Below are 16,784 nucleotides of genomic sequence, written 5' to 3' on the forward strand. Positions count from 1 at the left end.
AATTAATTGCAATTGTTTTTAACCTGCGAAATATTCCTTTTGCGAAAGTTCAAACGTGTTCTGCTAGTAAAACTTAGCCCGTTTCTTTCCGCTGCAGGCATTTGCTTTCCGCGGGGAGGAAGTCGAGCCTCCTCGTCGCATTCGCTCCTGCGGGGTCTCGACCTTTCCTCTTAATCCCGTCGGAGTCAAATGCCTTCCGCTCCAATTCACTCTGTTTTTAAACGCAGAAAATAAAGTACCATTCAAGAATAGAACGAAAAAAGAAAAGGCAATTACACCTTTTCTTTTTTGTTTGATTCTATTCTATTCTCTTCTATTCCTGCCATCGATAAGCACGGGTTTGGCGAGGTATTTGATCCGTTCCATGATTCTTGCTGCTTTCAGTTTTTCCTCCTCACCGCGCTGGGTGTAGGTCAAGTGATGCGTGAGCTCTTCAAAGTTGAAATTAGAGGTGAAGAAGGTAGGGAGATTTTCAAGCATTCTGTACTGCAGGATCGTCCCGAGGATTTCATCCCTTCCCCAGCTGGACATCGTTTCCGCCCCGATGTCATCCAGCATCAAAACTGGAGCCGATTTGACCGCATCAAGCTTTTCATTGAGCGAATTATCACCGAGGGACTGCTTGATTTCCCGGAAGAACTCAGGGACGTAGACAATCATGGATGCAACTTTATTCTCTGCGAGTTCATTTGCAATCGCTCCGAGGATATAGGATTTCCCCACACCGAACTTCCCGTAGAAATAATATCCTTTCATCCGCTCTTCAGCTGAGTAGGTTTCAACGAAATTCTTTGCGAGTCGCACCGCTTCCAAACGGCTTTTCGAATCAAGATCAAGAGTGGCGAATGAAGCTTGCAGGATATCTTTCGGTACATAGAGGCTCTTTATAAGCTTCTGCGAGCTTGTACGTTCATCGTGCACCACTTTTCGCGGACACCTGTGGTATTCAATGTCAATCGTATTCCCGCGGATGACCAGATGGGGGTCGTACCCCTGCATCATGTTTTTACATTCCTGAAGGGAAGGGCACTCGCTGCATTCCTTGCTTTGGGAAATGTATTCATAAAGTTTCATTAAACTTTCATTCACCATGTCGGACGTGACTGTTTCACTATGTTTATTTATGAAGTCACGTACATCCCGGTTTTCAAGGATTTCTCTTTTCATTTTTTCATAGCGCTCCTGAAAGGATCCTGAAGCCGCCAGTTTCTTGAGGGTATTATTTATTTTTTCCACTTTTCTTTCACCTACTTCCTGAATTTTTTCAGTTCTTCTTCAAGCTTTTTCTTTTCAGCTTCAAAATCGTAATCATCATCTTGAGAAGCGGATGGGGCTTCATCCGTTTTCCCCTCTTCACTGAACCAGTCAGGAAGCTTTTCCGTCCGGATCGGTTTCTTTCTTCTCGATTTGTTTTCTTTTTTCCCCTGCGCCCATTCAAGGTACTGCTGATGCTCCTTCTTTGCAAGATCCATTGCCAGTGCAGCAGTGGTCACTTTTTTGCGCGACCAATGAGAAGCGATTTTTTCCATGTACCCTTTGGTAAGCTTCATATCTGTTTTCAATAAAACGTACTGAATGAGTACATTCATCACCCCGATTGGGAGCTTCTGGGAAAGCATCACTTCTTCCACAGCCTGGAGATCCGATTTGGAAGGCGTGCTGCCATTTGAAATATCGGCAAGGACATCTTTCGGTGATGTCGTTTCGAGATATTCAAGCAGCTCCTCCTCTTTGGAGAGCGGCTTGTCTGATGTTTTGATTTCCTTGGCTCCCCTGCTCCGTGCAGTCAGTTCAGGAAGTTTATCCCCTGATTGAAGCTGATACCAGTCCCTTGCAGCTTTTCTGAGCATTTCCAGGTCAATCTCATCTTCTGAATCAATCGCGCTCAGAAGCAGGTTTCTCATTTGAAGGGGATCAATGCCGTATAAAGTGCTTAACTTTACGACCGTTTCTTTCACTTTGACATTGAATGCTTTTCTCGGCACCATCGCTTCTGAAAGGCCTGATAGGAGTAATTGGAAATCAAAATCAACTTCATCCAGCGGCAGTCCTGAACCGTTGTTATACTGCACGAATTGCCTGCCGGTACCTGATTCTGAATCCGCATTCGCATCATGCTGAAGGAAATTGATATTCTGCTCCGACGTAAATACATCCTGAAAAGAACGGGTGGTTTCGCTGTATTGCTCCTTCTCGACAGCCCGGTCGGTGAAAAAGTTCTTCAAGCGCATATAATGGGTCTTGCCGATCTTTTGATAAAGGTACACATTCAGCATACCGTCATGAAAGAACTCCCTGGGTGAAAGCGGCCTCTGCAATTCATAGACGAATCTGCGTTCACCGTCACTCTTCTTTTCAAAGACCTTCAAAAGGCCGATCCCTTCCAGTTTCAGCCTTGCTTCATATACTTCCTGGAGATTAGCAGAAAGAACATTCATTAAATGATAATGGGCTGACTCCAGTGACCAAAGCCGGTTTTCCTCCACCTCTCCCCACAGACTCATGAAAAGACTGTAAGGGGCTGAACCGATTAATGGCTGATAAAGGAACGTGATGATTTTCCGGTCGTATTCCTGAAGCATTCCATTTGTCGCTACTGTGTAGTGATCGATCGGCTGTATTTCGTTCCAATGCTTCTTCATTTTCTGATTCTACCTTTCAAGTAAAGCTCTATTATACTCAGCTGCTGAATTTGCAGCGTAAAAATAATAAAGAGAAAAAGAGCTAAAGAAAGTCTCTTCAGCTCACCATTTCACTCTTTTTTTATTAACTCTTTTAATTCATCAATAAATACATTGATATCTTTGAATTGTCGATACACAGATGCAAAACGCACATATGCGACTTCATCGACTTTCGCAAGCTCATCCATTACCATTTCGCCGATTTTGACTGACTCTACTTCAGAAGCCCCCTGGTTCCTGAGCTCCTTCTCGATTTCCATAGAGATCTTCTCCAGGCTTTCAAGGGGTACCGGCCGCTTTTCACAAGCCTTGATCAATCCCCTCAAGATCTTTTCACGGCTGAATTCTTCGCGGACTCCTTCTTTTTTTACAACAATCAGCGGAAGCTCTTCCACCTTTTCGAATGTCGTAAACCGGTAGCTGCATTCTTCGCATTCTCTTCGCCTTCTGATCGAGCGGCCTTCGTCAGCGGGGCGGGAATCAACTACACGGGTCCCATTGTGCTGGCATGACGGGCATTTCATATTATCAGCTCCGTTTTAACAAACTATTACTTTTATCATATTAAAAAGCAGTCATTTAAACAAGCAAATCACGGAATTACCGTTATTTTACCTTTGTCATCCGGCTGTCCAGCCTGCCGTAATAATGTCCGATTTGAGCTTTCAGCACTGTATATGTACCAAAGATCTTTCCTTTGTCTGCACTCACCTTGAAATCGACTGCCGTTTCGAGAGGACGGACGGTGATGACGGTGGCGACTATAAATAGACGGGGCGTCCCGTTTTTACGTACCGTTATTTCCCCCCGCTCCTTTGATTCTGAGATTACCTCGTATTCGGAAGACGAAAACAAGTCAAGAACGGCACTATATGCAGCGCCATGCATTGATTTATAATAACGTGAACGGAGAGCCGGGTCTTCGTGCCGATCCGAAGTCTCACATTCAGATTGGAATCTTTTCAACAGGGTCTTTAATCCACTCATATATCTGCCTCCCTTTATTTATCTTTATTTTACACGAAAACGGTTGCGTTGAAAATTGATACTTGGCAAACACTGATTTCGTATGGAATCTATTATTCCATGAAAGGCAGGGACCCTTCCAAAACATCAAAAAAGAGATGCATATGGATGCATCTCTTACATTAACTATTAAAGTGCCTGTGCCTGAGATTTTTTCACTTGGACAGGACCCATTCCCCGAGGCAGCTCGATTGTTTCACGAGTATCTGCTCCAAGAGCTTCTGCAATATAATCAGCAGCAATATTAGGATCTAAATCACCGCAAGTATACACATCTATACTGGCATAACCATGTTCAGGAAAGCTGTGAATGGTCAAGTGTGATTCAGAGATGATCACAACTCCACTCACGCCTTGAGGAGCAAATTTATGAAAGGCTACCTCACGGATTTCAGCACCTGATTTAAGTGCAGCATCTACAAACGTTTTTTCAATTCCTTCAACATCGTTAAGCTTTTCGAAATCACAGCCCCAAAGTTCTGCGATTACATGACGACCCATTGTTTCCATTGATCGTTTCCCCCTTTGACATAGTTTTTTTCGTCAAAATGAACGAATCCCTCAGCAAAATCTTAACTACCACGGGGGAAAGTTAGTCCGAAGAGGTCCTAACCCTTTAAGTAGCTAAATCAGTATTCATCTGCCATTAAGAAGTTCACGAAAAATAGTATACTTTGTTTGATATTCTTTTGCAATAAATTTATTAAAAGTTTTTTAATGGCCCTTAAAGCCGCTGTTGATTTCCGTGGAAGACTCCGCTTTCCGCGGGCGGTTGGTGAGCCTCCTCGGCTTCGCCTGCGGGTTAGAAAAGCGTAAGGGCTTCGGTTAGAGGCGTGTGGCATAAGGTGAATCGGTCACGAAGGCGTTCTTTGCCTTCTTGGCCGGTTTGACTTATGACATGTGCCTCTAAGCCCTGGAGCTGGACAAGTCTCACCTAACTCGCTTTTCCCGCAGGAGTCTGCGTCTTCCACTCCAATCAACAGCTGGAATGGCCTACATACTTTCAGAACCCGTAATTATTCCAACAACTAAATATCCTCATTTCCGAGAACACTTTTGAAAATATTTTATTAAAAAGAAAAGAACGCCCCGGGGGACGTTCGAGTGGTTTTGCTTATTGTTTTTGTTGGTTCTTTCAAACGTTTACTTCTGTTTTGGCTTGCATTTTGGATGCTGTGTATTTGACTAGGTCGACTACGCGGCAGGAGTAGCCCCATTCGTTGTCGTACCATGCCAGTACTTTGACTTTACGGTCACCCATGACCATTGTGGACAATCCGTCGATGATGGCGGAGTGCGGGTTTGTGTTAAAGTCGATGGATACCAGCGGTTCGGTCGTATATTGCAAGATGCCTTGCAGCGACCCAAGTGATGCCGTGATGAATGCTTCATTGATTTCTTCTGCCGTTACGTCTCTCTTTACATCGACTACAAGGTCAACAAGAGACACATTAGGCGTCGGTACTCGAAGTGCCATCCCATGGAGCTTTCCTTTCAACTGAGGAAGCACAAGTGACAGCGCTTTCGCAGCGCCTGTGGTTGTAGGGATGATCGACTGTCCGCACGCCCTTGCCCTGCGCAGGTCTTTATGTGGGTTATCGATATTCTTTTGATCATTTGTATAAGCATGGACAGTCGTCATCAATCCATTCTCGATTCCGAACTGCTCATCCAGCACCTTCGCTACAGGAGCGAGGCAGTTTGTCGTACAAGATGCGTTGGAAATAATGGAGTGCTCTTCGATATTTAATGCGCTTTCATTTACTCCCATGACAATCGTTACATCTTCATTTTTACCTGGAGCTGTAAGGATTACTTTTTTAGCGCCGGCTTCCAGGTGAAGGCTTGCCTTTTCCTTGTCATTGAATTTCCCCGTTGCTTCAATGACAATATCGATGCCCAGTTCGTTCCAAGGCAGTGCTTTTGGATCACGATTACTTAATAGTTGAACTTTTTTTCCATTCACGATAATGGCGTTGTCTTCTGTCAGTACTTCGGCATCGAACGTGCCATGATTTGTGTCATACTTAATCAAATGTGCCAATGTGGCAGCTGGGTAGCTTGCGTTAATTGCCACAACCTCTAAGTTGTCTTCCAAAATCGCTTTTCTGAATACCATTCTTCCAATTCGTCCAAAACCGTTAATCGCAATTTTCGCCTTCATAAATCCGGCTCCCCTCTATATTAATGTTATACTTATATGTTTATTAACTAAAAATAGTATAACATATTTATAGAAATAGTTAATAAGTAATTTGCGGATTTTTAATGTTTTATTATTCTGACAAATTATATTCTGATGCTCTATGGAAAATGAATGTGGACAGAAATAAATCACCCCTCTAATACCGCTTTTAATTTCCGTGCAAGACTTCGCTTTCCGCGGGATTAACTGTCCAGCTGCAGGGCTTAGAGGCACATGTCATAAGCCAAACCGGCCAAAAAGGCAAAGAACTCCTTCACGGCCGATTCGTCTTATGCCACACGCCTCTGACCAAAGCCCTTCCGCTTTTCTGATAGGAGTCTGCGTCTTGCACTCCAATCAACCGCTAGTAACAGACTAGTATAAATTCCCCTCACCAAAATGATAAAACCGACAAGAAGAAATTCCTGCCGGCTTTTCGTTAAGTATTATGGTCGCAAATCCCACTCATTAATAATCTTCTCGAGCTGTTCTTCGGTTTGTTCGATTGTGCCGTTGTTGTTGATGACTGCGTCGGCCAGGCCGATTTTGTCTTCTAAGGGGAACTGGGATGCGATCCGTGATGCTGCTTCTTGTTCTGTGAATTGGTTTCGTTTCATTAATCGGGACAATTGGGTTTCCTCATCTACGTATACGACGATGGTGCGGTCCACCATCCATGTAAGGTCGCTTTCATAGAGGAGCGGGATATCCATGATGATGGTGATTTTTCCTGACTCGATGGCCTGATCTTTTTCTGAGAGCATCAGCCCCCGGACTGCAGGGTGGACGATGCCGTTCAGTTTTTTTCTCATTTCTTCATTATGAAAAACGATATCGCCGAGTTTTGCACGGTTGATGGTGTCGTCTTCCTTGTGAAGGATGCTTCTGCCGAATTCCTCGACGATGGCGAGGTAAGCCGGCTGACCGACCTCGACAACCTTTCGGGCAGCAAGATCTGCATCGATCACCGTGTATCCCTTTTTACTAAGCATTTCAGATACCGTACTTTTTCCGCTTGCAATTCCGCCTGTCAATCCTAGAATGGTTGCCATATTTCTATTCCTTTCTTTAGTACAGTTGTTCAAGGTCCATTTTGCGCTGTTTGAAGGGTGTATATTAAAAGCGAAGGATTCCTATAAGTATCAGCAGGACGCCCGGCAGGAAAGCCACCCGCTGGATCCATTTTAAATGTGATAGAGACTGCCCCATTTTCAGGCCTGTGGATAAAAACACAAAGCTCATGCACATGATGGCCGCAGCCAATAACAACGGTGAGAAATTCAGCAGCGCGGCTCCGATCCCCGCTCCGAAGGCATCGAGTGATAAGGCAATCCCGAGCATGAACGCTTCGATTCCGGTAATCGTCCCAGACCTGTCAAAGTCTGCGGTCAATGGGCGCCTCAGGATCTGGATGACCAATCCAATGGACTTTATTTCAAAATTGATGAGTGTCTTCTCTTCAGAAGCACGTAAGTCTGTTTCCTTTTCCGGTCTGAAAAACTGATACAGGACCACAGCCCCTATCACGACGAGGATGAGCCCTCCGATCCTGCCTGCCCATTCGGCGGTGATGAACGACTGGACTGCCCCTCCGACCAACATGGCGGCGAGCAGTGAACTTGCCGAACAGATCGAGATGATACTGATTGATTTTACAGGAATCTTCACTTTTCTTAATCCGTACGTTAAACCTGTGCCTAAACTATCTAGACTTACAGCAAATGCAAGCAGCAGCAAGGAGATTGTTTGAGTCATCTAAAGCCCTCCCATAAATCATTACAATACTATATGGCAAGGGCTTATCAGATGTTAAATGTCTTTAGGCTTAAGGATGCTTCTGGCAGCGGGGGCAATAATGGGTACCCCTTCCGGCTGAAACTTTCTTTTCAATCGGGGTGCCGCAGACTCTGCAGTCTTCGTCCTTCCGGCTGTAGACAAACAAGTTTTGCTGAAACATCCCCATTTGTCCCTGTGAGTTCACATATGACCTGATCGTGCTGCCGCCCATTTCGACAGCTTCCTGCAGTGTCTCGATGATCGTGCGGTGTAATTCAGCTGCTTCTTCCGTGGTAAGGGATTTGGCTTTTCGATCTGGATGTACACCAGCTCGGAACAGGGCCTCATCCACATAGATATTGCCGAGTCCCACTACTACCGATTGATCCAATAAGGCGGCTTTTACAATTCGCTCGGTTTTCTTCAGTTTCTGCTGGAGATAACCGACGGTGAATTCTTTATCAAAAGGCTCTGCCCCAAGTTGGATCAGGGGACGGTGGAGAAGTTCTTCTCCTTTTTTAAACAGATGCATCGTGCCGAATTTACGGACGTCCCGGTATCTCAACTCCGTACCATCTGTAAAATGAAAAATGACGTGTGTATGCTTTTCCACTGGATCATCTTCATTGTAAAGCCCGTACTTTCCTTCCATCCTTAAATGGGACACCAGGGACAGTTCATTCATATAGAAGACCAGGAATTTCCCTCTCCGTTTCATTTCTAGAATCTCCTGGCCGCGGAGAGCATGAATGAACTCACCTGTGTCCTCTGGATGTTTAATCATTTTTGGCCAGAAAACCGATACATCCTTAATTTTTTTTCCTATAACAAGAAGTTCGAGCGTTTTTCTGACCGTTTCCACTTCAGGAAGCTCTGGCATAGGGGTACCTCCTTATGGCTGCTTATTTTGCGTCGTACCAGGTCGGTCCGTAAGAATAATCTACCTTGAGCGGCACTTCCAGTTCCATCGCATTTTCCATTACTTCAGGTACGATTTTCTTCAATATTTCTATTTCATCTTCAGGTGCCTCAAAGATCAATTCATCGTGCACCTGCAGCAGTAAGCGAGATTGAAGGTTTTCCTCTTTCAGGCGCAAGGCCATATCGATCATCGCTTTCTTGATGATATCGGCGGCACTTCCCTGAATCGGGGTATTCATCGCTGTCCGTTCCGCAAAGCTGCGGAGGTTGAAATTCCTGCTCGTGATCTCAGGCAGATAGCGGCGGCGGTTCAGAAGCGTCTGGACGAAACCTTTCTGCTTCGCTTCCTGAACGATGTCATCCATATATTCTTTGACACCCGGGAAGCTTTCCAGGTACTTCTTGATGAACTCCCCTGCTTCCTTACGGGTAATATCAAGGCTCTGTGAAAGTCCGTAGTCACTGATACCATATACTATCCCGAAATTGACCGCTTTTGCATGCCGCCTCATATTCGAGGTGACTTCCTCCTTTGAAACCCCGAAAACATCCATTGCCGTTTTCGTATGGATATCCATATCATTGCGGAATGCTTCGATCAGTTTTTCGTCCCCGGCAATATGGGCAAGCACCCTGAGCTCGATTTGTGAATAATCAGCGGCAAACATCACCCAGCCCTTTTCGGATGGAATGAAGGCCTGACGGATCTTCCTGCCTTCCTCGAGCCTGATCGGGATATTTTGCAGGTTCGGATCGATTGAACTCAATCTCCCGGTCTGCGTCAGTGCCTGATTGAACCGCGTATGGATTTTGCCTGAATCTTCATGGATCACTTTCAGCAGACCTTCCAGATAAGTGGACTGCAGCTTTCCTAGTTGACGGTAGTGAAGGATATAGTCAATGATGTCATGCTTCGATTGAAGCTTTTCCAATACATCCGCCGAAGTTGAATAGCCCGTCTTTGTCTTCTTGACGACCGGCAGTCCCAGCTTTTCAAAAAGAATGACACCCAGCTGTTTCGGGGAATTGATATTGAAGTTCTCCCCTGCAAGCTCGTGGATTTTCTTCTCAAGCTCTTCAATCCTGGTACCAAGTTCTTCTTTCATATGGAGTAAGCGTTGTTTGTCCACTTTGACCCCTGTATACTCCATTTCAGCAAGAATCAATGCCAACGGAAGCTCCAGCTCATTGATCAATTCCAATTGTTCGTTTTCCTCGAGCTCCTTCGTACAGACTGACTCTAGTTCAAAGAGGGCAGCTGCCTTTCTGGCCAGGTGCTCTGAAAGGATCTCCTCAGCCGGCACTTTCTGTTTCGCTCCCTTACCGTAGACTGCTTCATCGCTGTCCACTGCTGGAAGGCCGTGTGTTTTTGCAATCGAGGCAAAATCGTCGCCTGAAGAAGATGGATTTAAAATATAGGACGTCAAGGATAAATCGAATTCAATCCCCTTGATATCGATGCCGTGCCTTTTCAGTGAAACGACTGTCTGTTTCGAATCGTACACATATTTTCTATTCTCATCACTTTCCGCCCACTTTTTGAAGTCTTCCGATTTCAGTGCATCCAGTGAAAAATAGAACGTCCCTTTCTCATTGTGCATGCTCACTCCGATGATGGAACCGAGATGGTAGTTGTCTTCCAGCATCTCGATATATAATGAACTTTCTTTCGCAAGATGTTTTCCTTCGATTTCTTTTAGGATTTCATATGAGATTTCTTCTAATTCCTGTACTTCTTCTTCGGGTGTTTCCCCCATTTTTTCAAGAAGGGAATTGAAGCCGAGATCCTTGAACACTTCCTTTAGCTTGCCTGCGTCCATTCCATCATAGTCAAGTTCGTCCACTTTGACTTCAATCGGCGCTTCACGGAGGATCGTGGCCAGTTCCTTACTCATGACTGCCGATTCTTTATGTTCCTCGAGTTTCTCTTTCAACTTTTTCCCGCTTACGGAGTCGATGGATTCAAGCAGCTTTTCTACGGAACCAAACTCCTTCAGCAGCTTGATCGCAGTTTTTTCACCGACGCCCGGCACACCCGGGATATTATCGGAGCTGTCTCCCATCAGTCCTTTCATATCAATGATCTGATCCGGGGATATTTCCCACTTTTCCTTGATATGGTCAGGCGTATAGATTTCAAGATCGGTGATCCCTTTTCTCGTGATGCATACGGTGGTTTTATCCGTGCTAAGCTGAGTCAGGTCCTTGTCACCCGAAAAAATCTTGACTTCATATCCGTCCGCTTCCGCCTGCAGGGAGAGGGTACCGATAATATCGTCCGCTTCATAGTTTTCCTTTTCATACCGTTTTATGCCATAAGCATCCAGGAGCTCCCTGATATAAGGGAACTGTTCTGACAGCTCAGGAGGCGTCTTCTGTCTCCCCCCCTTATATTCCTTGAACGTCTTATGTCTGAAAGTCGTCTTTCCTGCATCGAAAGCGACCATGATATGGGAAGGCTTTTCATCTTCGAGGATCTTTTGCAGCATGGTTGTGAACCCGTATACTGCATTTGTATGTACACCTTTATCATTGTTCAACAGCGGCAGGGCAAAAAATGCGCGGTATGCAATACTGTTCCCGTCAATCAATACTAATTTCTTCGCCATGGGTGGACCTCCTTAAAAGGTAGAATACTTTTATGATTGCCGGCATGAGATTGCCGGGATTTTTTCTATATATCCTCTTTTATTCTATCATGCCGCAGTCAGAAAGGAAAAATAAGCCCCTCCGGGAAGATGGGTCCTAATCCGGAAGGGCTTATCCATTATTCTGTATAGCCCATCAGCAATCGGGCATACGGTGAATCAGAAGGAAGGATGATGACTGTTTTATCATCCACTGTCTTCTTATATGTTTCCAGGGTTTTAAATAAGTCATAGAAACTTGGGTCTTTTGAGAATGAATTATTGTAGATTTTTGCCGCTTCCGATTCACCCTCGGCACGGATGACATTGGCATCTGCGCTTGCCTTTGCAAGGAGCTCTTTAACTTCCCTGTCTGTATCGGCTGTAATCCTCTGCTTCTCTGCATCACCCATCGACAGATATTCCTGTGCCTTTGATTCACGTTCTGAAATCATGCGGGTATAAACAGAGTTTTCATTTGCCTCCGGCAGATCAGTCCGTTTCATGCGCACGTCTTTTACGACGATTCCATATTCATCTTTGGACAGAAGTTCATTCACTTTTTTTGTGATTTGATCATTCAGGCTTCCGCGCGAGGACTTTTCATCATTAATGATTTGATCATAATTCAATCGGCCGAGTTCGGCGCGGACCACCGAATAAATGAACTCCTCCATTTTCGTCTCGGCATTCACTACCGTCCTCGCATTTTTGATCATCTTCAGTGGATCTTCAATGCTCCACACCGCAAAATTATCAATCAACATCCGCTTTTTATCCTTAGTGTTGATTTCTGCTTCGGTTACATCATACGTCATCTGATGTTTCGGCAGCGTGGTGACGGATTGAATGAACGGAATCTTCGCTTTCAGACCCGGTTCCTTGTCAATTTTCACCACTTCCCCGAATTGCCTCACCACTTTGTATTCGCCTTCTTTCACAATATAAAGGCTTGTAAATAGAAGCAGGAGCGCTGCAAGAAGGAGGATAATGAAGATGCCCAGTTTTCTGTATCTTTTCCATTCAACCGGTTCCTTCTGTTTCGATTTCAAGTTAAAGACATTCTGCTCAGTCATTATTCCTCACTCCCTTCCTGTTTCTCAGGCGGTGTCTGATTTTCAAGCTGTCTGATCGGGAAGTATTTAAGGGTCTCCCCATTATCCTTCATAATATAAATTTCAGCTTCAGGCAGGACATTCTCGAGGGTTTCGAGAACGAGCCGCTTCCGGGTGATTTCCGGATTGCCCTTGTATTCCGTATATAACTTATCAAAGACTGCTACATCCCCTCGGGCCTGCTCGACACGGGCAATCTTGTCACCTTTTGCCCTGTAGATGATGGCATCTTTTTCACCCTTGGCTTCATTCGTCCTCTGATTGCGGTACTTCTTCGCTTCGTTGATTTTCGTATTCATCGTCTCGCGTGCGTCAGTGACTGCAGTAAAGGAGCTGCGCACTTCGTCGTTCGGCAGTTCAACATCCTGCAGTTTAACTGCCAGAATGGAGATTCCGATATCATACTCATCGATCAGACTCGTTAATAAATCCCTGACATTGGCTTCGATTTCTGCTTTCCCTGAGGTCAAGGCGTCGTCGATGAGTGAACTTCCAATAATGCTCCTCAAGGAAGCTGAAGTCGCGTCATACAAAATTTCCTTCGGATCATCTGAATTGAATAAGTAACTTTCGGGATCGGTGATTTTCCATTGTACCACCAGGTCTGCAAGGACGATATATTCATCCCCCGTTATCATTTTCGTTTCTTTCGGAAAATCCTTTATTTTACCTTCACTTTCTTCATAACCGAATTGAAGACTGAATGTTTCTTTGGACAGTACTTCTACCGATTGCATAGGCCAAGGCATTTTAAAATGAAGTCCAGGCTCCACGACAGGCTCACCCGCTTCCCCGAATGTCAAAACGAGCGCCTGTTCGGATTCATCAACCGTGTACCAGGATGTAATTAATACAAGAATTAATATCAGAGCGGCAATCACCATACCGGTAATCGTATAAATGCGTTTCAGGCTCAAAAACTTCCTCCCCTTTCCTAGTTGCAGTTATCTCTATCATATTAGTCGACTACTAATCTATACGGATAAAAGGCAAAAAGGTTTCAATAATATTACAAAAGGGGAAGGAAAGATAAACATGCGAAAAGGCGAGAACGGGGTTGGTTCTCGCCTTTTCTTCACTCCTTGGATGAAGGGGTTTCATCTATTATAGTATCAGCACTTTATTAATTTCTGTTTAACCCATTGTAAATGAATTGTAAAAAATCAGTAAGAGAATGGATCAGTTTCTACTTTTTTCTCTGAATGAAGGGTCGGGAAACTGTTTATGAATCGTCAATTTAAATGTTGTGCCTTCATTCAACCGGCTCTCCACTTCAATCTTCCCTTCATGCGCTTCGATAATATGTTTGACGATGGCGAGCCCGAGACCTGTACCGCCCGAGTTCCTGCTCCTCGCTTTGTCAACGCGGTAGAAACGTTCAAAGATCCTCGGAAGCTCCTCCTCACTGATCCCGATTCCGTTATCACTGATCGAAACATGGATGTTCTCCCTATCTTCCGTAATGGAAATGATGACGTCCCCGCCTTTAGGAGTATAAACAATCGCATTGGAAATCAAATTGATGAAAACCTGCTTCATCCGGTAGGAATCGACTTCTGCTGTTCCAGGTGAATCGAATCTGCTGTGTATGGTGATGTCTTTCTTTTCGGCCCGATCTTTCAAAATGGGCAGGACTTCCCCCACCAGCCCTGAAATCTCTTGTTTATCCAGGGAAAGCTCAAAACCATGCTTTTCGATTTTCGACAGCTCAAGTAAATCCTGGATAAGTGTCTGCAGGCGGTCACTTTCAGTCAGGATGATCTCAAGGAAAGACTTCAGCGCTTCTTTATCATTCATGGCACCATCCAACAACGTTTCAGAAAACCCCTTGATCGATGTGATCGGCGTCTTCAGCTCATGGGACACATTGGCCACAAAGTCTTTTCTCATCTGCTCCAGGTTCTTTAATTCCGTAATATCATGAAAAACGACGACAATCCCTTTCCATTCATCATTCTGACCAATGATCGGTGCACCGTACACTTCATAATGCCTTCGTTCAATTTTATGAGGGAGGAGGATCTGCCTCCTTACCCGGTCCTCCGTCATGAAGATTTCCTCCACCAGCTTATTCACTTGCTGGTGGTGAATTACTTCATGATATCGCACCTTCCTCAACTGGCTTTCATTCAGATTAAAAAACTCCCTGAATGTCCGGTTCGTCAAGACCACATAGCCGCGGTGATCAATGAGAAGCATCGCACTTCCCATGTTTTCCACAAGGGTGGTTAGACGGTCCTGCTGCATTTCCTGGGAAGTGATCATTTCCTGCAGATTCCTCGCCAGGATGTTGATCGAGGAACTCAGCATGCTGGTCTCATCCATATGATCTTCATACGTCCTTGCCCTGAAGTTACCTTTTGCAAGTTCCATCGCCACTTTGGTGGCAGATTCGACCGGTTTCGTATAGCGGACCGTGATCCTTGATCCAAGGATGATGATGAGAATCAATGCGAGACCCAGGGACACGGCAAGGACAAGCCAGATCTGGCCCGTACCTTTTTCCAGCGCATCTACTTCGGTACTCATTATCAGGAGGCCTTCCATACTGCCATCCGCTTTTCTGAGCGGATACCAATAATAACGGTATTCCTTGCCTGAATACACAAGTTTTTTATGCTTGGTTTTGACATCCCAGTTTTCACCGATTTTCTTGATCATCTGCTTTTGCTGATCTTTGAGCCTTGGATCAGCTGACTCCGTATCATGAATGACTTTTCCCGAGTCATCAAGGATCGAGATCCGGACATCCAATATATCGCTTAATTCCTCAATCATGGAAGGATTGATTTCCCCCAGCCTTCTGTTCTCTTCGATTGAATTGGCCAATAACCTGGATTCCTTCTGGATCCTGGAGTTAAAGGTGTCCATGTAAAAGTTTTCAAATATCTGGCCCAATACCAAACCGAGGCCGACCAATACAAAGATGATTAATGTTATCAGGGCAAAAAGGAGCTTCGTCCTGAATTTCGTCATTGATTTCTAGGCTCCTCCATCTTATAGCCAAGCCCGCGGATGGTTTTAATATACACGGGTTTCTTCGTATCAGGCTCAATCTTTTCACGGAGATGGCTGATATGTACATCGACAATCCTGGTATCACCCGCGAAATCATAATTCCATACAGCACTGAGAAGATGGTCCCTTGTCAATACTCTCCCTTTGTTGTTTGCCAAGTGGAGAAGTAGTTCAAATTCTTTAGGCGTCAATTCCAATAATTGACCTTGGAAATACGCTTCATATTGCTCGGGATACACTTTCAATTCTCCAACTTCTTTATAATCAGCAGGTTCTTCAGGTTCGACCGCACCCTTGATCGCCTGGCTCCGGCGCAGGATAGCTTTTACCCTTGCCACTACTTCTCTAGGGCTGAAAGGTTTTGTCATATAATCGTCTGCTCCAAGCTCGAGTCCAAGGACTTTATCGAATTCATCATCCTTGGCCGTCAGCATAAGGATAGGAATATTCATTTTTTTCTGCCTCAATTCCTTGCATACTTCGATCCCGTCCATCTTTGGAAGCATTAAGTCAAGGATCATTAAGTCAGGCAGCTTTTCAACCGCCATGTTCATTCCTTCTTCACCATCATGTGCCGTAATGACCGAATAACCCGCTTGCTCAAGGTTATACTTCAACAAAGTCGCGATCGATTGCTCATCTTCTACCACCAGGATTGTTTTGTTCATTTTTGTGCCTCCAACTATCAGAAATTAACCCCATCATCCAACGATATTATGTAATTGTAGTTTCATTATAATACAATTCGATGGCATGGCCATACCCTAAAGATAGTATTAGTATGTGCAAATTAAAAAAGCTATACAATCCAATCAGGATTCTATAGCTTTTCGTATCGCTTATCATGTTAAAAGTTTTCAAGTGCATGGCTGTTCATTTTTTCAAGCCTGTGCGGCGGGCAGACTTTTATTGTTCCATTTATCACTTTTTCGTCATCTTCATTCACCGCTGTGACGGTGATGGTGACAGTATGGGAAGACGGCTCCACTTCCGTGACCTCAAATAGGAACTGGATTGTTGCATAATGGTATACCGGCTTTGGAAAATCGATATTCTGTTCAATGATGTGCGAACCGGGTCCCGGCAGATACTTTGACACGGCAGACGTGATGATCCCTGTCAGCATGATGGATGGGACAATCGGCTTTTTAAAAGGGGTCTGGGACGCATAATCGTGCTGGATGTACAGTGGGTTGGCGTCATTCGTCAAGCCGAGATACAGAAGCAGGTCATTGTCTTCTATTTTTTCGGTTAATGTCAATTTTTCCCCAACTGTCATTTCGTCTATTTTTCTTCCCAGTTTTCTTTTCTTGCCCAGTAACATAAGAAGCACCTCCGTATGTAAACGCATACATTTTAAAATAATAGAAATAATCGTTATTATCTGTATATTACTATAATATCATTTATAGACTTTCCAATCAAAGGGATT

At 44.6% G+C, this 16,784-nt stretch carries 15 protein-coding genes; all 15 read right to left on the reverse strand.

Annotated features, from left to right (window positions below):
* Positions 1-303 precede the first annotated feature (303 nt).
* The gene (gene dnaI / locus AS034_RS06815; RefSeq protein WP_032087384.1) at positions 304-1,236 is read right to left on the reverse strand and encodes a primosomal protein DnaI; all 933 of its coding nucleotides are present in this window, start codon (positions 1,234-1,236) and stop codon (positions 304-306) included.
* Between the two features lie 11 nt (positions 1,237-1,247).
* Positions 1,248-2,642: a replication initiation and membrane attachment family protein gene (locus AS034_RS06820; RefSeq protein WP_058297943.1), complete on the reverse strand. Its 1,395-nt coding sequence runs from the start codon at positions 2,640-2,642 to the stop codon at positions 1,248-1,250.
* A gap of 110 nt (positions 2,643-2,752) precedes the next feature.
* Positions 2,753-3,208, reverse strand: a complete 456-nt coding sequence (gene nrdR / locus AS034_RS06825; protein ID WP_032087382.1) for a transcriptional regulator NrdR — start codon at positions 3,206-3,208, stop codon at positions 2,753-2,755.
* 82 nt (positions 3,209-3,290) lie between these two features.
* A complete protein-coding gene (locus tag AS034_RS06830; protein ID WP_058297944.1) occupies positions 3,291-3,671 on the reverse strand; it encodes a hypothetical protein in 381 nt (126 codons plus the stop codon).
* A gap of 168 nt (positions 3,672-3,839) precedes the next feature.
* A complete protein-coding gene (gene speD, locus AS034_RS06835) occupies positions 3,840-4,220 on the reverse strand; it encodes an adenosylmethionine decarboxylase (RefSeq protein WP_032087380.1) in 381 nt (126 codons plus the stop codon).
* 625 nt (positions 4,221-4,845) lie between these two features.
* Positions 4,846-5,874, reverse strand: a complete 1,029-nt coding sequence (locus AS034_RS06840) for a glyceraldehyde-3-phosphate dehydrogenase (RefSeq protein ID WP_058297945.1) — start codon at positions 5,872-5,874, stop codon at positions 4,846-4,848.
* A 467-nt stretch (positions 5,875-6,341) separates the two neighbouring features.
* On the reverse strand, positions 6,342-6,947 hold the full coding sequence (gene coaE, locus AS034_RS06845) for a dephospho-CoA kinase (protein WP_058297946.1): 606 nt from the start codon (positions 6,945-6,947) through the stop codon (positions 6,342-6,344).
* 64 nt (positions 6,948-7,011) lie between these two features.
* The gene (gene ytaF / locus AS034_RS06850) at positions 7,012-7,650 is read right to left on the reverse strand and encodes a sporulation membrane protein YtaF (protein ID WP_058297947.1); all 639 of its coding nucleotides are present in this window, start codon (positions 7,648-7,650) and stop codon (positions 7,012-7,014) included.
* A 70-nt stretch (positions 7,651-7,720) separates the two neighbouring features.
* The gene (gene mutM / locus AS034_RS06855; RefSeq protein ID WP_032087376.1) at positions 7,721-8,551 is read right to left on the reverse strand and encodes a DNA-formamidopyrimidine glycosylase; all 831 of its coding nucleotides are present in this window, start codon (positions 8,549-8,551) and stop codon (positions 7,721-7,723) included.
* Positions 8,552-8,573: 22 nt separating this feature from the next.
* Entirely contained in the window at positions 8,574-11,201 is a 2,628-nt protein-coding gene (gene polA, locus AS034_RS06860; protein ID WP_058297948.1) for a DNA polymerase I, read from the reverse strand.
* A gap of 158 nt (positions 11,202-11,359) precedes the next feature.
* On the reverse strand, positions 11,360-12,295 hold the full coding sequence (gene hflC / locus AS034_RS06865) for a protease modulator HflC (RefSeq protein ID WP_058297949.1): 936 nt from the start codon (positions 12,293-12,295) through the stop codon (positions 11,360-11,362).
* Positions 12,295-13,218, reverse strand: coding sequence for an FtsH protease activity modulator HflK (gene hflK, locus AS034_RS06870; protein WP_058298102.1), 924 nt, complete (start codon positions 13,216-13,218; stop codon positions 12,295-12,297). Before hflK ends, hflC begins: the two co-directional genes overlap by 1 nt.
* 295 nt (positions 13,219-13,513) lie before the next feature.
* Positions 13,514-15,310, reverse strand: coding sequence for a two-component system histidine kinase PnpS (pnpS, locus tag AS034_RS06875; protein ID WP_032087372.1), 1,797 nt, complete (start codon positions 15,308-15,310; stop codon positions 13,514-13,516).
* Positions 15,307-16,020, reverse strand: coding sequence for a response regulator transcription factor (locus AS034_RS06880; RefSeq protein ID WP_058297950.1), 714 nt, complete (start codon positions 16,018-16,020; stop codon positions 15,307-15,309). Before AS034_RS06880 ends, pnpS begins: the two co-directional genes overlap by 4 nt.
* A gap of 179 nt (positions 16,021-16,199) precedes the next feature.
* Positions 16,200-16,676 (reverse strand): MaoC family dehydratase, encoded by a 477-nt coding sequence (locus AS034_RS06885; RefSeq protein WP_032087370.1) that lies wholly within the window; start codon positions 16,674-16,676, stop codon positions 16,200-16,202.
* Between the last annotated feature and the right edge of the window lie 108 nt (positions 16,677-16,784).

This window comes from [Bacillus] enclensis (genome assembly GCF_001456935.1).
In the GTDB taxonomy this organism is placed as follows: Bacteria; Bacillota; Bacilli; order Bacillales; family Bacillaceae_B; genus Rossellomorea; species Rossellomorea enclensis.

Bases quoted from the DNA above. Each gene is read 5' to 3' on its own strand.
- AS034_RS06880 (WP_058297950.1), bottom strand. From the start codon at position 16,020: ATGAACAAAACAATCCTGGTGGTAGAAGATGAGCAATCGATCGCGACT.
- AS034_RS06840 (WP_058297945.1), bottom strand. From the start codon at position 5,874: ATGAAGGCGAAAATTGCGATTAACGGTTTTGGACGAATTGGAAGAATG.
- hflC (WP_058297949.1), bottom strand. From the start codon at position 12,295: ATGACTGAGCAGAATGTCTTTAACTTGAAATCGAAACAGAAGGAACCG.
- coaE (WP_058297946.1), bottom strand. From the start codon at position 6,947: ATGGCAACCATTCTAGGATTGACAGGCGGAATTGCAAGCGGAAAAAGT.
- speD (WP_032087380.1), bottom strand. From the start codon at position 4,220: ATGGAAACAATGGGTCGTCATGTAATCGCAGAACTTTGGGGCTGTGAT.
- pnpS (WP_032087372.1), bottom strand. From the start codon at position 15,310: ATGACGAAATTCAGGACGAAGCTCCTTTTTGCCCTGATAACATTAATC.
- AS034_RS06820 (WP_058297943.1), bottom strand. From the start codon at position 2,642: ATGAAGAAGCATTGGAACGAAATACAGCCGATCGATCACTACACAGTA.
- polA (WP_058297948.1), bottom strand. From the start codon at position 11,201: ATGGCGAAGAAATTAGTATTGATTGACGGGAACAGTATTGCATACCGC.
- AS034_RS06885 (WP_032087370.1), bottom strand. From the start codon at position 16,676: ATGTTACTGGGCAAGAAAAGAAAACTGGGAAGAAAAATAGACGAAATG.
- hflK (WP_058298102.1), bottom strand. From the start codon at position 13,218: ATGGTGATTGCCGCTCTGATATTAATTCTTGTATTAATTACATCCTGG.
- mutM (WP_032087376.1), bottom strand. From the start codon at position 8,551: ATGCCAGAGCTTCCTGAAGTGGAAACGGTCAGAAAAACGCTCGAACTT.
- AS034_RS06830 (WP_058297944.1), bottom strand. From the start codon at position 3,671: ATGAGTGGATTAAAGACCCTGTTGAAAAGATTCCAATCTGAATGTGAG.
- ytaF (WP_058297947.1), bottom strand. From the start codon at position 7,650: ATGACTCAAACAATCTCCTTGCTGCTGCTTGCATTTGCTGTAAGTCTA.
- nrdR (WP_032087382.1), bottom strand. From the start codon at position 3,208: ATGAAATGCCCGTCATGCCAGCACAATGGGACCCGTGTAGTTGATTCC.